Genomic DNA, 23,074 nt, shown 5'->3' with positions numbered 1-23,074 from the left:
AGTCGGTCAGACAGGTATGCGCTGGGCGTCCTGCGCGATCGGCGCGGAGGGCGCCGTGCGGGCGAACAGCCACAGTCGGTAGATCAGGAAGACTTCGTTCAGCAGGAGCAGCACGCCCGCCGCGGTCGAGACGGGCAGCAGCGCCCAGGCCCCCAGCAGCGGGGCGACCACGAACACCGCGGCGTGGAACTCGATGCCGCTCATCAGGTGGCTGCGCACCCTGTACCGGGCCAGGAACCGGCCGAGCCTGCGATGGGCCCCCATGATCGCCAGCACGGCACGGGGCCGGGACGAGGAGGCCGCGATCAGCGAGTCGGCCGCGATCAGCACCGAGGAGATGTCGGCCGGGCTGACGGAGATCTCCTCCGTCGCGACGGGGGTGGTCTCCATCGGACCGGCGTGGTGCGCCGGCCGGCTCTCTCTGACCACCTCGCGCACCCGTTTCATCTGCGGCGCGTTCACATAGCGGAACAGGTCGAGCACCGCGACGCCCGCGCCGAGCAGGATGTAGACCAGGTCCCCGGTCGCGGCGTACTGGCCGAACGCCAGGCCGCCCGCGCACAGGACCACCCGGACCCGGTCGCCCACGTAGTCGAGCCACAGGCCGAAGGCCGTCCCGGTCCCCTTGAGGCGGGCGATCTTCCCGTCCATGCAGTCGACCATGAAGCTCAGGTAGAACAGCGCGGCCCCCGCCACGAGCTGTCCCGCCGCGAACCAGATCGCCGATCCCATGCCGAGCACGAGGGAGAACCGGGTGAGCCCGTTCGGCGTGACGGCCGTGTGGTTGGCGACGTACAAAGTGAGCCTGCAGGCCACCGGGTCGACGAGGAAAACCGTCCACCAGGAGTCTCTGCGCTTACGTGTGGCGTGAACGTCGTCCAACGAGTAGGCCCTCATGCATGCCAGCATGGCGACGCACAGCCCATCACCAATGACGCTCTGTAACTACTGGAAGGTCTCCATGCCAGTTCTTGACCAACCAGGGCCGGTCGGGCGGTTTGCTTTGACGAAGCGGCACACCGGCCGGAGGACTTCCCGACCTTCGCGCGCGGGGCGCCGGGAGCGCCTCCGCGTCCCGGCCGCGGTCCCGCACGGCCGTACGAGCGGCCGTACGACGCGAAAGGCCCCCGCGCAGCCGTACGACACGAAAACCCGCCGCGCCGCCGTACGACGCGGGAAGCCCGGAGCCTCGAAGGCTCCGGGCTTCCCGGTGTCGCGGGCGCGGGTCAGGTGAAGACCGCGTCGACCACTCTCGCGGCGGCGTTCCCGTCGTCGAGCGCGCAGTGCCGGGCGGCGAAGGCGGCGTACCGCGGCCCGTACTCCGCGGTGACCTCGTCGAGCGAGCGGAGCGCGGCGACGACCTCCTCCGTGCTCCGCAGCAGCGGGCCCGGCGCCTCCGTCTCCAGGTCGAGGTAGAAGCCCCGCTCCTCCCGCTGGCGTTCGAGGTCGTGGGCGTACAGCAGGATCGGCCGGCCCGTCACCGCGAAGTCGGCCATCGCCGAGGAGTAGTCGGTGACCAGCACGTCGGCGGCCAGGTACAGCTCCGCGGCGTCCGGGTAGGCCGACACGTCGACGGCGAACCCGTCACCCGCCCGCAGCGCCATGTCGACCGCCTCGGGGTGCCGGCGCACCAGCACGGTGTGGTCCGGGCCGAGCCGCTCACGCATGCGCTCCAGGTCCAGGCGGAGGTCGAACCTGCGACGCCCCTTGCCGTCGACGGCCTCCCGCCGCGCGGCCGGGGCGTACAGCACCGCCTTCCTCTCGGGCGGCACGCCGATCCGCTCCCGGACCCGCGCGGCCGTCTCCTGCCGGTCCGGGCGGGCCAGCACGTCGTTGCGCGGGGAGCCGGTCTCCAGCAGCGCGCCTCCGAACGCGAAGGCCTCCTTCAGGATCGGCGTGCACCAGGGACTGGGTGAGATCAGGTAGTCCCACGCCGCGGTCTGCCTGATCAGCTCCTCGTGCGCCTCGGGCAGACCGCGGCGGGCCCCGTCCGCGTCGTCGAAGCCGACGTGCCGCAGCGGGGAGCCGCGCCGGGTCTGCAGGACCGTCTGCCCCTCCCGGTGCTCGAACCACGGCGGCAGGTCGGTGTTGGTGACGACGTAGCGGCAGCGGGCGAGCGCCTCGTAGTGCTCCCGGCCGTGCAGGCGCACCGGGGCCACGTCGGGCGGCAGCTCGACCTGACCGTCGCGCACGACCCACAGGAACTCCAGCTCGGCGCCCCTGCGCCGCAGCTCCCGGTAGACGGCCCTGGGGTTGTCGGAGAACTGCCTGCCGGAGAAGCTGTCGAACAGCACCGCCTGCCGCAGCGGCTCCCGCCGCCATCCCGTGTAGTGCGTCGTGCGCAGCTCCCGCTGGTTGGCCCCGCCGCGCTCCTCCTCCGTCAGGTCGCCATCCACCGTGAGCAGCGCGTTCCCCGCCTCGTCGGCCTCCAGCGCGAAGGTCCGCACATGAGTGCGGTGCTGTACGGCCCCGCAGGCCTCCAGGGGGAGATCGCGGTCCGGGGCCCGCAGGGCCAGCCGGTATCTGCCCGACGGCAGCGGGAGCGTCCCGGCCAGGGAGCGGACCGCGCCGGGGGCGATCTCCGCCTCGAAGCCGGCGCCGTCGCAGTGGACGGGGAACAGCCGCTCGTCGTGGCGGTCGGCGCAGGAGAGCACGAGATGGACCGGCGCCCCTGCGGTGCCGGTGAACCCGCCGGCCAGCAGCAACCGGCCGTCGGCCGACCACTCGGCGCGCTCCACGACGGCCGCCGGGGGCTGCATCCGCAGCGTCAGCTCGCCCGCGGGCGAGGGCCCTACGATGATCTCGCGGTCGCCCTCCGCGTGGCGGGAGGGCACCAGGTCGTCGGCGATCGGCATCGCCCTCCCGCCGTCGACCACGCGGATCCGCCACTCCGCCTTCGTGTCCAGGGCGGCGGCCTCGGGACCACCGGGGGCCAGGCGGGGAATGCGCCGGGGCAGCACGTCCGCCAGGTCGATCTCGGCGTGGAAGGCCCCGTCCCCGCCGTGGACGGGGTACGACAGGGTCGAGCCCCCGGCCTCGGGGACCAGTTCGAGGACGGGCGCGGTCAGGCCGGTCAGGGCCGTGCCGGTCAGCCGGATCCGGCCCGCCTCCACCGGCCGGCCGGTCAGCCGCAGCCGCTCCGGCTCGACCCTGAGGGCGAAGTCCCCGTCGGCCTGCTCGGCGATCACCCGCACGCCCGGCCACGCCTCGTGAGCGCCGCCGGCGTTCCCGCGCAGCCGCTCGCGCCGCACCATGCCGCGGTGCAGCACCATCAGCTCGACGTGCCAGGTCGAGGCCCGCCCGCCGTCGAGCTTCGCGGGGTCGACGACGAGGCGGAAGCCACCCCAGTCGCGCCGTCTGCGGCTGTGCCGCGGGGAGCCGATGGACCCCGCCTGGAGCGCGGTGACCGGGACGCGGACCTGCCGCCCGGTGCCGGACTGCACCAGCGTGGCGAACACCTGCTGGTGCACGCGCTGGGTCGGGCGCAGATAGCGCAGGGTGACCCGGCCCTCGACCACCAGGCGGCCGTCCTCCCAGCGCGCCTCGTCCAGGCGCTGGAGCAGGGTCAGGTCGCCGCGCAGGCGCGTCACCGCCGCGGGCAGGTCCGGCACCGGGGCGTCGAGGTGGTAGCGGGCGCCCCGGCGCACGGCCTGCGCCTCCGCCGTCCGCTCCCAGGCGACGGCCCCGGCCGCCTCGTCCAGCCGGCCCTGCCGTACCAGGTGCCAGGCCACGCGGCGGGCGGCGGAGACGGAGGCCGGCACGCCGGGACCGGCCTCGTCGAGGTAGGCCCCGGCCAGCTCGGCGAAGCGCCGCCGGAAGGCCTCATCGCCCCGCCGCAGGGCCGTCAGGAAGACGCTCAGATCGTGGTCGAGGGCGGTGCGGTCCCAGACGGGGACGTACTCGGCGAACCCCTCCTCCACCAGGAAGGCGCGCACCGTGCGCACGGCGGTGAACCGGTCCTGCACGCCCTTGACCTGCGCGCGGTCCTGGGTGATCGACAGCTGCTCGCCCTCCCGCTCCCGCCACAGGTAGACGGGGACGGGCAGCGCGTCCACCGCCTTGGCGAGGAAGTGCGCCCTGAGCGCGACCACGATGTCCTCGTACAGCACGCCCTCGGGGAACCCGAAGCCGTGCTCGTCCCAGAACGAGCGCCGCCACAGCTTGTTGGTGACCAGGCGGTCGCGCATCAGCAGGTCGTCGTCGGCGATGCGGGTGCGCCGCCTCTCCCGGGCGAAGACCTCGCGGTGCATCGGCGACTGCCGTACGCCCCGCCCGCTGAAGCGGTGCACGTTCCCCGCCACGAAGTCGGAACCGGTCTCCATGATGGTGGCGACCATGGTCTCCAGCGCGTGCAGGGGCAGCATGTCGTCGCTGTCGAGGAAGGCCAGGAACTCCCCCCGGGCCCGGCGCAGCCCCGTGTTGCGCGCCGCTCCCAGACCGCCGTTGGGCCGGCGCACCAGCACGAAGCGCGGGTCGCGCGCGGCGTAGCGCTCGGCGATCGCGGCGCTGCCGTCGGGTGAGCCGTCGTCGACCATGACGACCTCGATGTCCTGCCAGGTCTGACAGGACAGGGACTCCAGGCACGCCTCCAGGTAGCGCTCGACGTTGTAGATCGGCACGATGACGCTGATCAGCGGCATGGCTCATCCTCCGGATCGGCGGTCGCGGGTTCCGGCCGCACCGGTCCTGCGGCCCCCGGCCGCCCTGACCAGCCGCAGCCCCTTGCCGACCGCCCGGCGCAGACGCCGTGCCGACACCGGGTCGAGCCCTCTCATCTGCATGGCCAGCGCCTTCTCCTTCCAGCGCAGCGCCCGGACCTCCCACCTCTCGGCCCGCCTGCGCCAGCGCTCCGCCTGTGCCTCCAGCCCGTCCTCGGCGGTGGAGGCCGGGTCGTCCGCGGGCAGGATCCCCCACCGGTGCCCGTCCTCCCAGACCGTGCCGGCGACCTGGTGGACCACCTCCTCCAGGTCCTCACCCGGCCGTACGAGCAGCCGGGCGCGCGACAGGGCGGCGGTGCGCTCCAGCCGGGCCGCCACCGGCTCCTGCCGCTCGTCCACGACCAGGGACACCAGGCCGAGCGCCCGTTCCTCGGCGAAGCCCACCAGCCGGCCCAGCGTCTCCGGCTCGAGGACCCACCCGGCCGGGCAGGTGAACCGGAACGGCGAGGGGAAGGCCGTGCCGGCGACCTCCTCCGCGAAGCGGACGCGGTCGTCCCCCCGGAAGGTCTCCCGGACCAGGCGCAGGTCGAGCAGCGGGTCGTCCAGCGGGGAGCGGCGCTCGTCGGTGAGCAGGCCCCAGGGGCCGACCAGGGTGACGCGGACGTCGGACATCCAGCTGCCCAGCAGGCCGTTGACGGTGGCCCGCACGTCCTCCAGCGAGCACCCGCCGGCGGTCACCACCGCCTCCACCTTGGGCACGGCGTAGCGCCGGTTGGGTCCCCTGAGCGGCCGGTACTGACGGTAGGGGATGCGTTCGGCCATGTACGGCTGGGTGTAGCGCTGCACCTCGTTCTGCCGGCGCATCACCGTCGAGCTGCCCAGATGGCGGCAGTGCGACTCCCTGTCGGCGACGAAGACCGCGCCGGCCTGCGCGAGGCGGTAGCCGATCTCGGTGTCCGACCCGCGCGCCAGCGCGGTGTCCATGCCCCCGGTGCTCAGATAGAGCTCCTTGGTCATGGACGCCGTGGCGCCGACGTTGAGGCGGAAGACGTCCAGCCCGGCCCAGCGCAGGTCGGCGGTCTCATCCCACTTCGCCTCGGTCCACTGGGGCGTCCCCTCGTCGTCGAAGAGCTTGCCCACGGTGCCCGCCACGACGGCGGCGTGCACCTCCGAGGCGGTCAGGGACGCGGGGTCGTAGTCGTTGAACCGCAGGTGCCCCAGGACCACCAGGTAGTTCGCCAGGTGGTGCCAGCGCATCTGCGCCTCGACGTGCTCGGCCTGCAGGACGAGGTCGGCGTCGATCCGGTGCACCACCTCCCCCTCCGCGGCCGTCACGCCGGTGTGGAAGGCGTTGGCGATGCCCCAGCCGCCGGGTCCGGGCCGGACGACCCGCGTGTTCTCCGGCGCGGACTCGGGAAGGCGCAGCGGCTCGCCCTCCCCGTCGTCGACGACGACGACCTCCATCAGGTGGGCGGGGTAGCTCTGCCCGGCCAGGCTCGCCAGCGTGAGCGGGAGCGTCTCGTCGGACCGGTAGGCCGGGATCACGATGCTCACGCTGCGGCGGGGAGTCCAGGCGCCCAGCTCCGGAGGGGACAGGGCGCCGAAGTCGTTCATCCGGATCCGGGGTTCGGGCGCCGCGTCCGGGTTCGCAGTACGCATGTGCATCATCAGTGTCCTTTTCTCGCCATGGCGGTCTCGTCCGCGGCGCGGGACTCTCCGTCGGGAGAGGGTCCGGGCAGCTCCATCAGGGGGTTGGCGTAGAACCCCCGCCACTGCCGGCGGTATCTCGACAGGAACGTGTTGACCGGCTCCTTCCACGTGTGCCCGGCCACGCGGCGCCTGCCGACGATGTAGTTGAAGCCGTGCGCGCGGTAGATCCTGCCGCCGGCGGCCGCGACCGACTCCAGCAGCTGGCCGTCCACCGTGCGGGGGATCGGGCGGAACCCTCCGGCGCCGTCGAAGGCCTCCCGCGAGATCAGGATGGAGCTGCCGGCCACGTGCCCGGCGTACAGCTCCGACTCGCAGTGGCGGCGCACGGTGATCCCGAGGGACTCGAGGTAGAAGAACTCGGCCGCGACCCCCACCAGGTCGGCGCCCGAGTATCGCCGGGCCAGCAGCAGGTCCGACAGGTGGTCCGGGCCGTACCAGTCGTCGTCGTCCATCTTGGCCAGCAGGGCTCCGGAGGCGCGGCGGGCGGCCCGGTCGAGCACCTCGCCGAACACGCGCCGCCCGTCCTCCTCGATCACGGTGAGGGCGCCCCCGTAGGCGTCCGTCGCCTCGCGCACCTCGGGCAGGTTCGCCGGGACCCCGTGCAGGGAGAGGACCACCTCCGTCTCCACCCCGCGCTGCCGGGCCACCTGCTCCAGCGCGAACCCCACCAGCTCGGGCCGCCGGGTGCACAGCAGCACCGAGACGGCCGGCGGGTCCGGCGGACGCAGGCCCCGCGACGCGGCGATCGCGCGCCACCTGGCGGCCACGCCGTGCGTGCCGAGCGCCGCGCGCCGCAGCCTGATGCTGAACAGCTCGCGCTCCATGGGGTCGCACAGCTCCCCCGGGTCGAATCCCTCCAGCAGCGCCGCCAGCTCCGCGCCGAGCGCGTCCGCCCACCGGCCGTCCAGGCCGTCCGGGCCGGTCAGCACGGGCACCCCCGCCGCGGCCAGGCCGCAGACGGCGTGCGCGAGCCCGGCCCGCACGGGCCGGTCCCCGCCGAGGTCCGCCACCACGCCCGGGAGCCCGCGCAGGCGGGCGACGTCCGCGTCGGTGAGGGCTCCGGAGGCGGGGAAGCGCGTGACGACCCGGTCCCGCCGGACGATCTCGTAGGCGCCGTCCCCCTCGCGCAGCTCGCCGGGCGGCCCGTCGGTGTCGGCGAGGAAGCCGACGGGGCACACCGAGGTCTCGTCGACGGGGGGCAGGTCGTCGGCGCGGAGCGGCGCGACGATCCCCCGCCCGTCCTGAGGGAGGACGCCGCCGAGGCCGCCTCCGGCCGGGAGCGCGTCACCGCCGGGCACCGGCCGGTCCACCGGCTCCACCTCGCCGTCCTGCCAGAGTGGCGAGGCGGCGTCCACGGTCCTCAGCAGCAGGTCGCATCCCGTCGCCTCCCGCCGGCCGGGCACGGGGCCCTCCTCCGGGGTGAGCACGACGTTGGGATCCCCCGGCCGCCAGTGGCAGGAGCCGGCTCCGGCCAGGGACACCACCGGCGTCTCACCGCGCGCCGGACCGCTCAGGGCTCGCGACAGCGCCTTCAGCAGCTCCCCCGCCGGCGTCCGCACGGCGAAGTCGGCGTCGATCCGCCACGAGCCGTCGGGCCGGCGGCGGGTCCGCAGGTCGAGCAGTCCCTCCCAGTGCCGGCCGCCGCCGAGGACCGGCACCGGCGCCGGCCGCCAGGCGGGTGACTCGGCGATGGCCACCGTGACCGCGCGCACGTCGGGCAGCAGCCCGGCCAGGGGTACGGCCCGCCGCAGGTCGCCGGGCGTCCTGGCGAGCAGGAGCAGCCGGGTGATCCCCTTGCCGGGCAGCGGGAGGTCCGGCGCGAGGCCGTCCAGGTCCGTCCAGGTCGCGTCGGCCCCGTCGCACAGCCGTACCGGCGGCTCGGGATGTCCCCCGAACCCGATATGGCACCCCAGGGTCTCGGGCGCGGCCTTCAGGAAGTTCCTCACGTGTATCCCCCCACGAACACGCCGCGCCTTTCTTTTGAATCACCGGACGCGATTATGTGAATCTATCGACGGCCATATGTCAGGGGCGGGGGGTTTGCTCCGAATTTACCCGCCCGCGGGCCCCCTTCTTCCCGGCCGCCTTCGCGGGCGCGGAAGGCCGCAGGTCGTGGTTGATCCGGGCGTACCAGCCGCCCGAGGTCAGGAGATGTCTCGGCCAGCCCCGGAGATAGGGGGCGCTCATGTCCACGTCCTCGCGGAATATCGCCATGATGTGATAACCGGATTTGATTCTCTGGTCGAGAATGTAGTCGGGCGTGGCGGGGAAAGGTTTTCCGCTGAGCGCGCTGCGCGCCTCGCAGTTCAGCAGATAGGCGACCTGCGGCGCGTTCCATCCGTATATCAGGCAGGGACGCCGGAATTCGATTTTCCTGAGCTCGTCCGCCAGGCGCTGGTAGCCGGAGCGGCTGCGCTCCGTCGGGATGACGTTCGCCGCCAGATAGCCGTTCTGGACGTGCAGGTAGCCGCCGGTGAGAAGGGCGCAGCAGGCCACCGCGGCCACGGTTCCGGCCCTGTGCCGCAGGACGGCGAGCAGGCGCACGAAACCCTCCGCCGCGGCGAACGACCACAGCGCGTAGGCGGGCGCCAGATAACGCGGGGCGACGAAGGCCGGATAGTAGAGATAGGCGAGGGCGATGCAGGTGCCGACCACGATCGCCGCGACCAGGGCGATCCGGTGCTCCCTCCGCCAGGCCGCCACCAGGCCGCCGGCCGCCAGGAGCAGGAAGACCGCCAGCCACGCCACGCCCGCGACCGGGACGGGACCGCAGCCGACCGGGCCCGAGCACAGCGTCGGCCCGTCCAGGGCCCGGATGTGGTGGCCGACGAGCCAGCGGACCTCGCCGAAGTTCTGGGTGCCCAGCTCGACCCGCTCGCGGATCCCGCCGAAGGTCAGCAGCGCCTCCAGGACCCACTGCCCGAACGCCACCGCGGACCCGGCGCCCAGCGCGAGGATGACCAGGAACGCCGGGCGGCGCCGCGCCCGGGACAGCAGCATGACCGCCGTCACCCCTCCGACGGCCACCGCGACGATCAGGGCGTCGGAGGGCCGGAAGAACGGCAGGACCGCGGCCACGACCGCCACCGCGGCCAGCAGCAGGGGCCTGCGCCGGGCGCCGGGGGCCGCCGCGCGCAGCGCCAGCCCCGTCAGGGCCACCGTGCCCAGGGCGGTGTACAGGTTGGGCATGACCTCGTGGCCGTAGAACACCGACGGCCACCAGGCGGCGAACAGCGCCGCCGCCACCGGGACGGCGTAGCCCGGCCGCAGCGGCAGCCAGAGGCGGAACGCCAGGAACAGCAGCACCGCCGAGACGGTCGTCATGTACATCCGCAGCGCCACGATGGAGTCCGTCAGCGAGACCACCGGGGCGGCCAGGACCGGCGTGCCCCATCCCCGCGAGGCGTGGAAGCCGGCCGGCTTGCCGTTGAGGGAGAACTGGCTGACGTACACCGTCTCGTCGTAGCCGAGACCCATCCGCGGCCCGGTCAGGAAGATCTGGGCCAGGGCGTAGCAGAACGCGACGGCCGCCAGCAGGGCGACGGGGCTCGTCAGCGCCGCGACCAGGCCGGTCCGCGGCGCCGGATCACCCGCGCGCCCGGCGCGGCCCGGCGCCGGCGGCCGGGGACGCGCTCCGGATTCTCGTCGCTTCAGACCTTGCAGCATGGGAAAGCCCCTCTCAATCCCCGGGTGCAGTCCCCTGGGAACGTCGGATTGCCTGGTACGGCGGGCCGAAGGCGGCCGCGCGTTCAGAGGCCGGGTTCGTCGTACGGCCGGCCCGGCGGGACGCCGGTGTCGATCTCTCCGTTGTTGACGCGGGCGTACCAGCCGCTGGCCGGGAGCCGGTACCTCGGCCAGGAGGCCAGGTCGGGGGCGCCGCGGTCCGCGTCGTCCTTGTAGACCACGATCACCGCGTACCCGTCCGCCGCCTTCGCGGCGACGTGCCGCGGAGTGGCCGGCAGCGGCTGACCGCCGGGTGTGCCGGCCGCCTCGCACCCGAGGTAGTGGCCGATCTGCGGGGCGTGCCAGCCGTACACCAGGCAGGGACGGCCGTGGCCGAGCTTCCTGAGGTCGGCCGCCACCGTCACGTCGCGGGCGCGGCCCGGCATGAGCCTGCCGACGTTGTCGAGCAGCTGGGAGGTCTGCACCCACAGGTGGCCGCCGACGACCACGCAGCAGCAGGCCACCGCGTACGCGGGCGCGGCGCGCCGCCGCAGGGCCCCGGCCGCCCGGAGCAGGCCCGCGGCGGCGGCGATCGAGAGCAGCCCGTAGGCGGGCAGCATGTAGCGCGGCAGCGTGAGGCTGGGGTAGTAGAGGTAGGCGCCCGCGATGCCGGCCGCGACCACGACGGGGACGGCGAGCACCGCCCGGCCCTCTCCCCGCCCGGCCGCCGTCCGGTCCTCCCCCTGCCCTGCCGCCGTCCGGTCCCGCCCGCGCGGTGACGCGAGGCCGGCCGCCGCCAGGAGCAGGAAGACTGCCAGCCACACGGCCCCGGCGACCGGGACGGGCCCGCAGGTGTCGTGCGAGGAGCACACCACCGGCCCGTCCAGGGCCCGCAGGTGCTGCCCGCCGAGCCAGCGGTACTCCCCGAAGTTCTCGGTCGCCTTCTCCAGCCGCTCGGCGACGCCGCCGTAGCGGCGGAGCGCGTCCGCGATCCACAGCCCCCATCCGGCGGCCAGCCCGGCACCCAGCGCGGCGATCGCGATCAGCGTGCCGCGCCGCCGCGCCGGAGAGAGAAGCAGGAAGGCGAGCGCCCCCGCCAGAGTGAGGGCGATGACCGTGACGTCGGTCGGGCGGAACAGCGAGACGACGACCACGGTGCCCACCGTGGCGACCGCCGTACCCGCCGGGACGCCCCGCGCGGTCGCGGTGCGCAGCGCCAGGGCGGTCAGGGCGACCGCGCCCAGCGCGGTGGGGACGTTGGGCATCGCCTCGTCGCCGTAGAACACCGCCGGCCAGCAGCCGGCGAACAGCGCCGCCGCCACCGGGACGGTGCGACCCGGCCGCAGCGGCAGCCAGAGGCGGAAGGAGACGAACAGCAGCAGCGCCGAGACGCCCGTCAGGTACACGCGCAGGACCGTGATCGAGTCGGTCAGCGCGACCACCGGGGCGACCAGCAGCGGCGTGCCCCAGCCGCGGGAGGCGTGGAAGGCGATCGGCGCCCCGTTGCCGGAGAACTGGCTGGCGTAGACCGCCTCGTCCCATTCGAGGGCGAAGCGCGGTGAGACCAGCAGGAGCTGGGCGGCGGCGTAGCAGAGCGCGACGACCGCCAGCAGCGCCACCGGACTGATCCGGGCCGCTCCCGCAGGGGACGCGCCCTCCCCCGCGGCCGGCCCGCGGTCGGCGGGCCGGGCGCCGGACCCGCGCTCCTGCCGGCTCAGTCCTTGCATCGTGGGGGAGCCTCTCTGGGATCTGAGAAAGGGATACGGCGAAAGGGGACGCGGCGAAAGGGGACGCGGCGAAGGGAGTACGGCCGCCGCGGCGCGGCCCCGGATCACTCAGCGGGTCTGCGGGCCTCGATCACGAACCCGCTGGCCAGGACCGGCGCGGCGGGATGCCGCGCGAGGAGGTGGTCGGCCAGCTTCAGCGGCGACAGCGCCCACATCAGGGGGACCAGCGCCCGGTACAGCCGGGTGCTGCCGAAGGACAGCACGAGCGCGAGCCACTCCTGCAGCACCCACACCAGGCTCGACGTCGGCCCCGCGCCGACCCGGGTGCCGACGACCTCGAAGCGGCCGAACAGCTCCGCCAGACCGGGGGCGGTGTAGCGCTGGTAGTCGTACGGCGAGGCGTGGAAGGGCTGCATGAACGGCACGAAGCACAGCAGACGGCCGCCGGGCTTCAGGACCCGCCACATCTCCCGCACGTGCGCCTGGGGGTCGGGGACGTGCTCCAGCACGGCGACGCTGATGATCCCGTCGAGGGAGGCGTCGGCCAGCGGCAGCGTCCGCAGGTCGCCCACCAGGTCGACGTTGTCGTAGACGCCCCCGTCCACGCACAGGATCCGCCGGTCGTAGCGGTTGGTCCCCGACCCGAGGTCGGCCACCAGCTGCCGGTCGAGGTCGAACCCGGCCAGGAAGGGGCGGACGAAGCGCCGCAGCAGGACCGGGGAGACCATCTGGATGGCCATCGGGTAGGCCCGGCCGAAGCGGCGCTTCACGGTCTCCTTGACCCGGTTGAGCGGGTCGTCCCGCAGCTCGGTCTCCTCGAACCCGCCGAAGTGCAGCCTGTCGCCCCGCCGCTGACCGCCGCCGCCGCAGCCCGCGCAGGTCAGCGAGTCGTCGAGGGAGAACCGGCAGGACGGGCAGACCAGCAGGCCCGCCAGCCGGTCGACCGGGTGGCGCGCCGGCGCCCCCGTCCTCGTCGTCGGATCCGCCGTCATCGGGTCCGCTCCGCCAGCGGCCGCCACCACGACGGGTTCTCCCGGTACCAGCGCACGACCTCGGCCAGCCCCTCCTCGAAGGGCACCCGGGGCTCGTAGCCGATGGCCCGGATCTTGCCGCTGTCCACCGAGTAGCGCAGGTCGTGGCCCGGCCGGTCGGGGACGCGCACGACCATGTCCCAGCCTGCGCCGAAGGCGGCCAGCAGCCGCTCGGTGAGCTCCAGGTTGGTCAGCTCCACGCCGCCGCCGATGTTGTAGATCTCGCCGGGGCAGCCCTTCTCCAGGACGAGCTGGATGCCCCGGCAGTGGTCGTCGACGTGCAGCCACTCGCGCACGTTGCGGCCCACGCCGTACAGGGGGACCCGGCGCCCGTCGATCAGGTTGGTGACGAAGAGCGGGATGATCTTCTCTGGGTACTGGTGGGGCCCGTAGTTGTTGGAGCATCGGGTGATGCGCACGTCGAGGCCGTGGGTGCGGCTGTAGGCCCGGCAGAACAGGTCCGCCGACGCCTTGGCCGCCGAGTAGGGCGAGTTCGGCATCAGCGGCCGCGTCTCGTCCCAGGAACCCGTGGCGATCGAGCCGTACACCTCGTCCGTGGAGACCTGCACGAACGTGCGGACCTCGCTCTCCAGGGCCGCCTGCAGCAGCCGCTGCGTCCCCAGGACGTTGGTGGTCACGAAGTCGCCCGCCCCGGTGATGGAGCGGTCGACGTGGGACTCCGCGGCGAAGTTCACGATCACGTCGTGGCCGGGGACCAGCTCCGCCAGGAGCTGCAGGTCGGTGATGTCCCCCCGCACGAAGCGGAGGTTGCGGTGCTCGGCGACGGGGGCCAGGTTGGCGAGGTTGCCGGCGTAGGTGAGCTTGTCCAGGACCGTGACGCGGGCGTCCTCGAAGCCCGGGTAGGCGCCCCGCAGCAGCGACCGCACGTAGTGGGAGCCGATGAACCCGGCCCCGCCGGTGACGAGGATTCTCATGCGCGCACCTGGATCCTGCTGTGGTCGCCGACCATCAGCCCGTAGGTGTTGGGGGTGCCCTCGGCGCGGGTCACCTCGACGTTGCGGCCGATGAGGGAGTGGGCCAGCCGCGAGACCCCGTGCACGGAGGAGTCGTCGAGCACGATGGAGTACTCGACCTCGGTGTCCTGCACGACGCAGCGCGGCCCGATCGACGTGAACGGCCCGACGTAGGAGGACTGGATCTTCGCGTCGGCCCCCACCACGATCGGCCCGCGCAGCACGGAGTTCTCCACCACCGCGCCGGGCTCGATGACGACCCGGCCGGTGATCTCGCTCAGCCCGTCGACCGTGCCCCGGTTGTCCGGCTCGATCGACTCCAGGACCATGCGGTTGCACTCCAGCAGGTCCTGCAGCCGGCCGGTGTCCTTCCAGTAGCCGGTCACCATGTGCGAGTGCACGGCCCGGCCGTTGTCGATCAGCCACTGGATCGCGTCGGTGATCTCCAGCTCTCCGCGTGCGGAGGGCCTGATCGCCCGCACCGCCTCGTGGATGGCCGGGGAGAAGGAGTAGACCCCCACGATGGCCAGGTCGCTGCGCGGCGCGGCCGGCTTCTCCTGCAGGCCGACGATCTCGCCGGTCCCGCCGAGCTCGGCCACCCCGTAGAACTGCGGCTCGGCGACCCTCGTCAGCAGGACCTGGGCGTCGTAGCCGCCCTGCCGGAACGCCCCGACGAGGTCGGAGATCCCGCCGATCAGGAAGTTGTCGCCGAGGTACATCACGAACGGCTCGTCGCCCAGGAACTCCTGTGCGATCAGCACGCAGTGGGCCAGCCCGAGGGGGGCCTGCTGCGGGATGTAGGTGACTTCCAGCCCGAACCGCGAACCGTCTCCCACGGCCTCGCGGACCTCCGCGCCGGTGTCGCCGATGATGATCCCGACACTGGTGATCCCCGCTTCGCGTATCGCCTCAAGTCCGTAATAGAGGACCGGTTTGTTGGCGACGGGGACCAGCTGCTTGGCGGAGGTGTGGGTCAGCGGCCGCAATCTCGTGCCTCTGCCACCCGCCAGGACAAGTGCTTTCACCCTGTGAAATCCCCTTTATCCGAGAACGCGATCAGCCGTGGCGACCGCCGTGCACTCAGATTCTCCGAGGGGGGCGAGGGAACGCTCCGCCGGTTTTGCGAGTCGGCGAACCCTCCATTGCCAACGCTATACCTTGGCGCGCTCCCGGAAAGTCCACGACCGGTTGACCGCGTAACCCAGCAGGGCGCCCGCGCCCATGATCAGGAACTGCGCGACGAGGACCGGCAGGCCGGCCAGTTCCACCAGGATCGGCAGGCCCGCGAGCGAGGTGGCCAGGAATCCCAGGCAGACCACGTAGAACCGCAGGTATCCGGCGATCCACGACCCTTCGGTGACCCGGAAGACGACCACCCGGTACCACGGGTAGACGATCACCACCGTGCAGAGGTGGCTGACCACGACCAGGAAAAGATACGGGACCCCTCCTTCAAATATGAGTAATCCCAGAGTAAGAAGACTGAAATAGGAGGCGACCGTCATCACGCCTCCCGCCAAGTATGTGATGCGCTGTCCACGGAGAACCGGCGGTAAACCGTGCATTCGAGCGGGAGAACCGTTCCGGGAAGTGGGCCGCACATCTACTTCAGTCATTCTTCGACATCTCCCGCGGTGATCGTGATGACTATTCCGAATGGGACCTGAGAATCGTACAGGCCCATCAAGATTAAAAGTCGATGGTCGGGAGAATATAGATGTCCGTATCAGTGGTCGTCCCCTGTTACCGCTCGGCGAGGACCCTTCCCGCACTGGTGGACCGGCTCGTCTCCGTGCTGCCGGAGGTCGCGGCCCGCCACGAGGTGATCCTCGTCGTCGACGGCAGCCCGGACGACACCTGGAGCGTGGCCTCGTCGCTGGCCCGGCGGGTGCCGGGCGTGCGCGCGATCCGCCTGTCACGCAACTACGGGCAGCACAACGCCCTCGTGGCGGGCATCAGGGCGGCGGCCTTCGACGTGGTCGTCACGATGGACGACGACCTCCAGCACCCGCCGGAGCAGATCCCCCTGCTGCTGGCCGCGCTGGAGGGCGACCGGCTTGACCTGGTGTACGGCATCCCGCACCAGGAGGAGCACGGGCTGCTGCGCAGCCTCGCGTCCCGGTCGGTGAAGACGGGCATGTCCCGCGCCCTCGGCGTCAGGAACGCGCAGAAGATCAGTGCCTTCCGCGCCTTCCGCACCTGCCTGCGCGACGGGTTCGAGGGGCTGTCGGGACCGCACGCCTCCATCGACGTGGCCCTGTCATGGGGCACCACGCAGGTCGGCTCGGTCGGGGTGCACATGAACGAGCGGGAGCACGGGCGCTCCAACTACACCCCCCGCCTGCTGGTACGGCACGCGGTGAACATGCTCCTGGGCTACAGCAGCGCCCCCCTGCGGGTGGCCAGCTATCTGGGATTCGTCACCGGCGTCATCGGGCTGGTCCTGGGCGGCCTGGTGCTGTGGCGGTTCGTCACCGGCGACACCACCGTGGCCGGGTTCACCACCGTCGCCTCGATGGTCGCCATCTTCTCCTCGGCGCAGCTGATCTCCATCGGGGTGCTCGGCGAGTACATCGGCCGCATCCACGGCGGAGGGCTGGGGCGGCCGACCTACGTGATCCGCGAGCACACGGGGGCGGCGGGCGCCGCCGGCCTCGCCCGTCAGGACGGCTCGGGCGCCCTGGCCTTCACAGCAGCCCGCTCCGGACAAGGTGAACGGTGAGCACGGCGTGTGAGGGCCGGAAGCCGTAACGGGCCCACGCCCGCTGCACCCGGGTGTTGTGCTCCTGGGTGGAGATGACCACCTCGGCCGAGCCCCGGCCGAGCGCCCGCTCCTCCACCGCCCGCAGCAGGTGGGCGTAGCGGCCCCGGCCGCGCGCCGCGGGGACGACCCCGGCGAGCAGGATCTCCGTGCCGGGACCGTCGTCCACCGTGGCCAGGCCGAGGACCTCGGGCTCCCCGCCCGGACCGCGGCCCCACAGGGCCAGGCACCGGCCCCCGGCGGCGCTGGCGCCCGCCCACTCCTGATAGCCCGCCAGCGCCCGCGAGTCGTCGAACAGCGGGTTGGCGGCGTAGTGGTTGCCGTACTCGGCGAAGATCTCGGCGACCAGCGCGGAGACCGCGGCCGGGTCGTCCAGCTCCGCCGTCCACAGCCCCTCCTCGGCCTGCGGGCCGCGGCCCCGGCCGGCGGCCAGGTTCCAGTAGGTCAGGGAACCGGCGAACAGCGGGATCCGTCCCGGCAGGGACAACATCGCGAACCAGTCGACGTACTCGGCCGGATAGCGCAGCACCACGACGTCCGCGGCCGATTCGAGCAGCGCCTCCCTGACCCGGGAGAACCCGGGACGCTCGCCGGCGGGGACGGTCAGCCGCTCCACCGGGCGCCCGAACCGCGCCGACTCCAGCGGGGACTGCCGGATCTCCATCACACCACCTCGTAGGAGCGGACCGCGTCGATCACGCGCGCCGCGTCCGCCGCGTCCAGGTCGGCGAAGAGCGGCAGTCGGACCAGCCGGTCGGCGATCCGCTCGGTGACGGGGCAGCCCTGCGCGGCCGCGCGGCCGTACCGCTCCCCCGCCGGGGCGGCGTGCAGCGGCTGGTAGTGGAAGGTCGCCTGCACCCCCCGGTCCGCGAGGTGGGCGATCAGGGCCTGCCGGTTGTCCAGGTCGGGCAGGAGCAGGTAGTACAGGTGCGCGGGATGGACGCAGCCGTCCGGGATCACCGGCTGGGAGACCTCGCCGGCCGTCGCCCAGTCCGCCAGCCCCTCGTGATAGGCGCTCCACACCGCCTGGCGCCGGGCCTGGATCGCGCCGAAGGCCTCCAGCTGCGCGGTCAGCTGCGCGGCCAGGACGTCGGAGGGCAGATAGCTGGAGCCGATGTCGACCCACCGGTACTTGTCGACCTGCCCGCGGAAGAACTGGCTGCGGTTGGTGCCCTTCTCGCGGATCACCTCGGCGCGGGCGACCAGGCCCGCGTCGTTGAGGATCAGCGCGCCGCCCTCGCCGCACTGCACGTTCTTCGTCGCGTGGAAGCTCTGCGTCGCCATGCAGCCGAACGAGCCCAGCGGCCGGCCCCGGTACAGACCGCCCAGGCCGTGGGCGTTGTCCTCGATCACCGCCAGGCCGTGCCGCCGCGCGATCCGGCCGATCTCCTCCATCTCGCAGGCGACGCCCGCGTAGTGCACGACCACGACGGCCTTCGTCCGCGAGGTGATCTCGGCCTCGATCAGCCGCTCGTCCAGGTTCAGGGTGTCGGGCCGGCAGTCGACGAACACCGGGACCGCCCCGCGCATGGCGAACGCGTTCGCCGTCGAGACGAACGTGAACGACGGCATGATGACTTCGTCCCCGGGCCGCAGGTCCAGCAGGATCGCCGACATCTCCAGCGCGTGCGTGCAGGAGGTGGTCAGCAGCGCCCTGCCCCCGCCGACCATCGCCCCCAGGAGCGCGCTCGCCCGGCCGGTGAACGGGCCGTCGCCGGAGGTGGAGCCCTGCCCCACCGCCTCGGTCAGGTAGCCCAGCTCGTTCGGCGACAGATGCGTGCGGTTGAAGGGGATCGTCTTCAGGTCGTTGGAGTTCACGCGTGCAGTGAACAGCGGGCGCCCTTCCAGCGTCCGTCCGTCGTCCATTCCTTTAGGAATTCATTGCCCTGCGGCGGAGGGCAGTGCATAGAGGGAGAAGTTCCCGGAGCGGAACCGGGGCACCGCGACCTCGTCCAGGCGCGCCGCCGCCCTCGACCACCGCTCGTCGACGAAGAGCCAGCGCACGCCGTACCGCTCCGCCAGGTGCCGGACCGCGGACGGCGAGGGGTCCTCGAAGACCCTCCGGTTGGCGAGGAGCCGCTCCCGGTCCCAGTACGGCGCGCTCACCGGCCTGCCCGGCCGCCAGTGCTCCATGTTCCTGGCCGTGAACGCCCAGCCCTCCAGGAGCACCCGCCTCTCGGCGTAGGCCGAGGTCCAGAAACTGAGGCTCTCGCACATGAACACGCGTTCCGACTCGCAGTGGACGTCGGTGGCCACCAGGTCGTCCGGGTGCGAGTGGTCCCGCAGCCACCGCAGCGCGGTCAGCGCGCGCGGCGGCATCATCTGTTCGCTCACCGGCACGTTCATCCGGCGCGGGCCGTGCTCCACGACCGTCTTCACCGCGGGCAGGACGCGCGTGTGCAGATCCGTGGGGAGGCTGACGGCCGAGAGCATGACGACCACCAGGGCCGCGGCCCGCGCCCTTCCCACCAGGGCGACCAGGGCGACGGCCACGACCGCGGCGGCGAGCAGCAGCGCGAGGTACGGCCGGTACAGGACCGTCTCGTCCTGTCCCCGCTCCAGCGGCACCCGGACGTCGCACAGGACGGGTATCGCATACGCCGCGGCCACCCCGGCCGCGGCCGCGGCGGCCACCGCCCGGTATGAGGGCCGCGCCCGCCGTACCGCCACGACGATCCCGCACGCCGCCGCCGTCATCAGGTACGGATGCGCCCCCATGACGAAATAGACCTGGCCGATCCCGGGGTAGGCGAACAGGAGCGTCCCGCCGATGCCCACCGCGCCGATCCCCAGGATCAGGGGCAGTCCGGGCTCCCGGTGCGGGCGCGCCCGGCTCAGGAGCACGAAGACCCCGCACAGGGCCACCGCCCAGCACAGCAGGTAGATCACCGTCATGTTCAGGACCCCGGTGAAGGAGTCCTCGAAACTGGGCCCCGTACCGGTCAGGGCCCGCCAGGCCAGGCTCGTGTGGTAGAGCGGATCGATCACCATCCCCATCCGCCTGCCGCCGAACATCACGAACTGCGTGAACAGGAAGCACGCGCCGGTCGTCGCGAGCGCCGCCGCGGCGGGCAGGTGAATCCGGCGCCTCCTGACCAGCTCCGCGGCGATCACCGCCGCCAGTCCCCCGCCGAGCAGGGGAAGATAGGCGGCCTTCGCCCCGGAGAGCACCACCATGAGGATCCCCCACAGCAGCCAGCGTCCGGCGCCGCCGCGGCCCCGTCCGAGCAGGTCGAACAGGAGGAGGACCACGGGGACGAACAGGAACGCCCCGAACGCCTGGGTGGCGCTGGCCCAGGTGGTGTCGAGGCTCCCGAAGGTGAACATCCGGTTCAGCCCCAGGTACAGGTTCGGTGTCTTGACCAGGACCGTGCCCGCGGCGGCGAGCGCCCCTCCCGCCCACGACCCGGTGATGCGCCGCCCGGCCACCCCCACCAGGACGACGAGCCCGATCATGAGCGGCATGATCGCCAGGCGCGTCTCCAGGATCAGCGGCTCTATCCCGGTCAGCCAGCTCGCCGACGCGAAGTGCGCGTAGGCGAACCAGTGGTAGTGCAGCGGCTCCCCCGCGACCGCGGGCATCGTGGGGGGCATGTGGTGTCTGACTTCCCCGATGAGCGCCAGGTGGTACATCAGGTCGGGGTCGGCCGCCCAGATCCCCGGCCGGGCCACGTCGTGCAACCGGAAGACCGTCGCGCTCCAGACGACCAGATAGGCCAGGAGCAGCGCGATGGACCACGACCACCAGACGGGCGCCAGGGGACCGGGCGCCCTCCTCCAGTGCCGGCGCAGCCGGGGGACGGCCAGGAAGGCCGCGTACGTGGCGACCGGCCAGACCGCCACGAGCAGCGGCTGCCCGGCGGCGCGGGCGGCGATGTAGGCCCCCACCTCGATCGCGTATCCCAGCGCCGTCCCGACCGCGATCTCCTCGGCCAGCGTGCGCCCGCCGCCGCGCCGCAGGGCGCGGGCGACGAGCGTGCCCGGCAGCGCGATCGCCAGCGCGAAATACGCGGCGAAGGCGGCCGCGTCCGCGGCGGAGACGTCGTAGAACCCCAGCACGAGCACGACGAGGACGGCTGTGGCGAGCGCCGGGAGCCACCGCACCGCGGCGGTGCCGCGCCTCCGGCGTCCCCGGACGGCGTGCGCTCCGCCCTGCACGGGCACGTCCAGCCGGACGTATCCCGGTGACCCGAGTGGGCGGGATACGGGATCACCGACAGGTGGAGCCGCAGTCATGCGTGCAAGTCTGATGAAACCCGGACCGCGGACCGGGCGTGGCGACCAACTCTTGAAGATCCTTTACGCGCTCCTGACCCGCGGGGATCAGTGAGCCCCGCCGCGTGGTCCCACGCGTCTTTCACAGCACATCGTGACGCTTCCGCCCCGGAAGGCCACAGGCGTCTCGATAGGATGCCCACTTGACCGACGTCGATTTGACCGGAGTTCCCCTCATGAAGTCCCCCGCCCGAATGATCCTCGCCGCGGGTTGCGCCATCGGCCTGCTGTCCATGCCGACCGCCGCCTGGAGCGCGGAGACGCCGAAGCCCACCCCCAAGCCCACGGCGAAACCCGCCCCCAAGGCCAAGCCCGTGGACTGCGCCAAGGTCAAGTGCATCGCGCTCACCTTCGACGACGGTCCGGGCAAGTACGCCGACAAGCTGCTCGACACCCTCAAGAAGTACGACGCCAAGGCCACGTTCTTCCTCGAGGGCCAGTACGTGAAGGCGCGCCCGGCGTTCGCCAAGCGGATGGTCACCGAGGGCCACGACATCGGCAACCACAGCTACAGCCACCCGAACTTCACCCAGGTCTCGCTGGAGACGATCCGCGAGGAGCTGAAGAAGACCCAGGACCTCGTCAAGAAGGTCACCGGCAAGGCCCCCACGACGATCCGCCCGCCGTACGGCCTGCTGGACGACGACGTCAAGACGGTCGCCGCCGAGATGAAGCTGCCGATCGTCCTGTGGAACGGCGGCTCGCGCGACTGGGCGACCAAGAACGAGAAGGCCATCTACGACGAGGTGCTCAAGAACGCCAAGCGCGACGGCGTCATCCTGATGCACGACTGGGTCGAACAGACCGTCACGGTGATGCCCAAGCTCGTCGCCGCGCTGAAGAAGCAGGGCTACCACCTGGTGGCGGTCTCCTCGCTCCCCGGCGCCAAGAGCCTGAAGCCGGCCGCGATCTACCCGGCGGGCGCCGCCGAGGACAAGGACCTCTCGTCCGACTCGCCCACCGGTGACCCCGGGGACTTCGCGGAGTCGCCCACCGACGGCAGCTGAGCCGCCAGCACACGTCCCAGGCGCTGCATCGGCAGCTCGACGTAGCGGTAGGTGAGGGCGCACAGGCCGAACAGCACCGCGAGGTACAGGCCGGCGACCAGCGCCGCCGACAGCGCCGGGGACTTCCTCGGGTCCCCCAGGACCGCCACGAACAGCAGCAGCACCGGATAGTGCAGCAGGTAGAGCGAGTAGCTGATCCGCCCCAGCCAGGTGAGGAACCCGGGGACGCGGCGGTGCCGCAGCGCCATGCCGATCGCGAAGACGATGCCCGCGGCGGCCAGGGTGGGGATCCACTTCTGCGGCACCGTCCAGCTGGGCGCGGGGTGGGAGACGAAGGGGGTCAGGCACGCCAGGACCGCCACGACGGGGACGGCCCAGATCGCCGCTCGCCGGCCGTGCTCCCACCGGTGGATCGCGGTGCCGGCGAACATCACCGCCAGGAAGGTGGGCCCCAGCCATGGGTCCACCGGCCCCAGGACCACCAGGCAGAGGGCGGTCGCCCCCAGCACCAGCGCGCCGATCCTGGGCGACCGGCCCGACAGCACGCACGCCAGTCCCACGACGATCAGGAGCAGCGAGACCAGCGGGGCCATGCCGTACAGCAGGCCGCGGGGTCCTGCCAGCGGGCCGTTGGCCAGCGTCACGCCCACCGCGATCGCCAGCCCCATGCACAGGATCGCGATCAGGCCGCTGCGGCGGTGCGTGCCGGTCACGAACAGCGCGGTCACCAGCAGATAGAAGATCATCTCGTAGGCCAGCGTCCACATCGGATCCACGATCCTGGCCGAGCCCACCGTGCTCATCAGCATGGTGATGTGCGCGATCGGGTCGACGCCCTTGTTGATCGGCACGAGCGGCGCGCAGGCCAGAGCGAAGAGGATGGCCACCAGGTACAGCGGGTAGAGCCGGAAGAGTCTGCTGGTCCAGAAGGACCGCACGCATCCCCTGCGCTCCAGCGAGGCGGGGATGATGTAGCCGCTGACCAGGAAGAACACCAGGACGCCCGCCGTGCCCAGGGCGATCCACGACAGGGTCAGCCCGGGGGCGAACCAGGGGAGCATGTGCGAGATCAGGACGGCCGTCGCGGCGATGCCGCGCAGCGCGTCCAGCCAGCCCATCCGCGCACCGGCCCCGCCGGCCCGGTGGCGGCCGCTGCCGGGGATCGGCCGGGATCCGTCCCGCGGAGCGGGCAGCAGGGGAGGAGATGGCGTCTCAGGGCTTGGCATTGCCCCACGTTATTGACGCGGGTACGGCGCGGCGGCGCCGAT

General features: G+C 72.6%; 16 protein-coding genes. 2 read left to right on the top strand and 14 right to left on the bottom strand.

The window, feature by feature from the left end; all coding sequences use genetic code 11:
- Positions 1 to 6 precede the first annotated feature (6 nt).
- From Psi01_RS00760 to Psi01_RS00715, 10 genes are all read right to left on the bottom strand, one after another.
- Positions 7 to 897, bottom strand: coding sequence for a CDP-alcohol phosphatidyltransferase family protein (locus tag Psi01_RS00760; RefSeq protein ID WP_239126880.1), 891 nt, complete (start codon positions 895 to 897; stop codon positions 7 to 9).
- Positions 898 to 1,226: 329 nt separating this feature from the next.
- Positions 1,227 to 4,640 carry a bifunctional glycosyltransferase/CDP-glycerol:glycerophosphate glycerophosphotransferase gene (locus tag Psi01_RS00755; RefSeq protein WP_204061922.1) on the bottom strand — a complete coding sequence of 1,138 codons (3,414 nt, stop codon included), beginning with the start codon at positions 4,638 to 4,640 and terminating at the stop codon, positions 1,227 to 1,229.
- Positions 4,641 to 4,643: 3 nt separating this feature from the next.
- Positions 4,644 to 6,317 (bottom strand): glycosyltransferase, encoded by a 1,674-nt coding sequence (locus Psi01_RS00750; protein WP_204061921.1) that lies wholly within the window; start codon positions 6,315 to 6,317, stop codon positions 4,644 to 4,646.
- 8 nt (positions 6,318 to 6,325) lie between these two features.
- A complete protein-coding gene (locus Psi01_RS00745) occupies positions 6,326 to 8,314 on the bottom strand; it encodes a glycosyltransferase family 2 protein (RefSeq protein WP_204061920.1) in 1,989 nt (662 codons plus the stop codon).
- A 79-nt stretch (positions 8,315 to 8,393) separates the two neighbouring features.
- Positions 8,394 to 10,034 (bottom strand): hypothetical protein, encoded by a 1,641-nt coding sequence (locus Psi01_RS00740; protein WP_204061919.1) that lies wholly within the window; start codon positions 10,032 to 10,034, stop codon positions 8,394 to 8,396.
- Positions 10,035 to 10,117: 83 nt separating this feature from the next.
- Entirely contained in the window at positions 10,118 to 11,758 is a 1,641-nt protein-coding gene (locus Psi01_RS00735) for a hypothetical protein (protein ID WP_204061918.1), read from the bottom strand.
- Between the two features lie 104 nt (positions 11,759 to 11,862).
- Positions 11,863 to 12,750 (bottom strand): methyltransferase domain-containing protein, encoded by an 888-nt coding sequence (locus Psi01_RS00730; protein ID WP_204061917.1) that lies wholly within the window; start codon positions 12,748 to 12,750, stop codon positions 11,863 to 11,865.
- Entirely contained in the window at positions 12,747 to 13,724 is a 978-nt protein-coding gene (rfbB, locus tag Psi01_RS00725; protein ID WP_204061916.1) for a dTDP-glucose 4,6-dehydratase, read from the bottom strand. The genes Psi01_RS00730 and rfbB overlap by 4 nt, the downstream gene beginning before the upstream one ends.
- The gene (locus Psi01_RS00720; protein ID WP_204061915.1) at positions 13,721 to 14,788 is read right to left on the bottom strand and encodes a glucose-1-phosphate thymidylyltransferase; all 1,068 of its coding nucleotides are present in this window, start codon (positions 14,786 to 14,788) and stop codon (positions 13,721 to 13,723) included. The genes rfbB and Psi01_RS00720 overlap by 4 nt, the downstream gene beginning before the upstream one ends.
- A 126-nt stretch (positions 14,789 to 14,914) precedes the next feature.
- Positions 14,915 to 15,328, bottom strand: a complete 414-nt coding sequence (locus Psi01_RS00715) for a GtrA family protein (RefSeq protein ID WP_275424476.1) — start codon at positions 15,326 to 15,328, stop codon at positions 14,915 to 14,917.
- A 152-nt stretch (positions 15,329 to 15,480) separates the two neighbouring features.
- Between Psi01_RS00715 and Psi01_RS00710 the strand changes: the two genes are divergently transcribed.
- Entirely contained in the window at positions 15,481 to 16,485 is a 1,005-nt protein-coding gene (locus Psi01_RS00710; RefSeq protein ID WP_204061913.1) for a glycosyltransferase family 2 protein, read from the top strand.
- On the opposite strand, the gene Psi01_RS00705 is transcribed toward Psi01_RS00710, so the two are convergent.
- The 3 genes from Psi01_RS00705 to Psi01_RS00695 are packed head-to-tail and all read right to left on the bottom strand — an operon-like array spanning position 16,451 to position 20,688.
- Positions 16,451 to 17,188 (bottom strand): GNAT family N-acetyltransferase, encoded by a 738-nt coding sequence (locus Psi01_RS00705; protein WP_204061912.1) that lies wholly within the window; start codon positions 17,186 to 17,188, stop codon positions 16,451 to 16,453. The two genes, Psi01_RS00710 and Psi01_RS00705, sit on opposite strands and share 35 nt — an antisense overlap.
- On the bottom strand, positions 17,188 to 18,342 hold the full coding sequence (rffA, locus tag Psi01_RS00700; RefSeq protein WP_239126878.1) for a dTDP-4-amino-4,6-dideoxygalactose transaminase: 1,155 nt from the start codon (positions 18,340 to 18,342) through the stop codon (positions 17,188 to 17,190). The genes Psi01_RS00705 and rffA overlap by 1 nt, the downstream gene beginning before the upstream one ends.
- Positions 18,343 to 18,402: 60 nt before the next feature.
- Positions 18,403 to 20,688 (bottom strand): hypothetical protein, encoded by a 2,286-nt coding sequence (locus Psi01_RS00695; RefSeq protein WP_204061910.1) that lies wholly within the window; start codon positions 20,686 to 20,688, stop codon positions 18,403 to 18,405.
- 254 nt (positions 20,689 to 20,942) lie between these two features.
- Here Psi01_RS00695 and Psi01_RS00690 point away from each other — a divergent pair, with 254 nt between their 5' ends.
- Positions 20,943 to 21,806, top strand: a complete 864-nt coding sequence (locus tag Psi01_RS00690; RefSeq protein WP_239126876.1) for a polysaccharide deacetylase family protein — start codon at positions 20,943 to 20,945, stop codon at positions 21,804 to 21,806.
- Here the strand turns inward: Psi01_RS00690 and Psi01_RS00685 are convergent.
- Positions 21,710 to 23,032, bottom strand: a complete 1,323-nt coding sequence (locus tag Psi01_RS00685; RefSeq protein WP_204061909.1) for an acyltransferase family protein — start codon at positions 23,030 to 23,032, stop codon at positions 21,710 to 21,712. The genes Psi01_RS00690 and Psi01_RS00685 overlap by 97 nt on opposite strands.
- Positions 23,033 to 23,074: the final 42 nt, after the last annotated feature.

This window comes from Paraplanobispora siamensis (assembly GCF_016863175.1).
In the GTDB taxonomy this organism is placed as follows: domain Bacteria; phylum Actinomycetota; class Actinomycetes; order Streptosporangiales; family Streptosporangiaceae; genus Planobispora; species Planobispora siamensis.
Note: the sequence above shows the minus strand (reverse complement) of the source record. Positions and strands in the feature narration are given on the sequence as shown.

Excerpts from the sequence above, each read along its gene's own strand:
- Psi01_RS00730 (WP_204061917.1), bottom strand. The coding sequence starts at position 12,750 with ATGACGGCGGATCCGACGACGAGGACGGGGGCGCCGGCGCGCCACCCG.
- Psi01_RS00760 (WP_239126880.1), bottom strand. The coding sequence starts at position 897 with ATGAGGGCCTACTCGTTGGACGACGTTCACGCCACACGTAAGCGCAGA.
- Psi01_RS00685 (WP_204061909.1), bottom strand. The coding sequence starts at position 23,032 with ATGCCAAGCCCTGAGACGCCATCTCCTCCCCTGCTGCCCGCTCCGCGG.
- Psi01_RS00750 (WP_204061921.1), bottom strand. The coding sequence starts at position 6,317 with ATGCGTACTGCGAACCCGGACGCGGCGCCCGAACCCCGGATCCGGATG.
- Psi01_RS00710 (WP_204061913.1), top strand. The coding sequence starts at position 15,481 with ATGTCCGTATCAGTGGTCGTCCCCTGTTACCGCTCGGCGAGGACCCTT.
- Psi01_RS00715 (WP_275424476.1), bottom strand. The coding sequence starts at position 15,328 with ATGCACGGTTTACCGCCGGTTCTCCGTGGACAGCGCATCACATACTTG.
- Psi01_RS00735 (WP_204061918.1), bottom strand. The coding sequence starts at position 11,758 with ATGCAAGGACTGAGCCGGCAGGAGCGCGGGTCCGGCGCCCGGCCCGCC.
- Psi01_RS00705 (WP_204061912.1), bottom strand. The coding sequence starts at position 17,188 with ATGGAGATCCGGCAGTCCCCGCTGGAGTCGGCGCGGTTCGGGCGCCCG.
- Psi01_RS00740 (WP_204061919.1), bottom strand. The coding sequence starts at position 10,034 with ATGCTGCAAGGTCTGAAGCGACGAGAATCCGGAGCGCGTCCCCGGCCG.
- Psi01_RS00755 (WP_204061922.1), bottom strand. The coding sequence starts at position 4,640 with ATGCCGCTGATCAGCGTCATCGTGCCGATCTACAACGTCGAGCGCTAC.
- rfbB (WP_204061916.1), bottom strand. The coding sequence starts at position 13,724 with ATGAGAATCCTCGTCACCGGCGGGGCCGGGTTCATCGGCTCCCACTAC.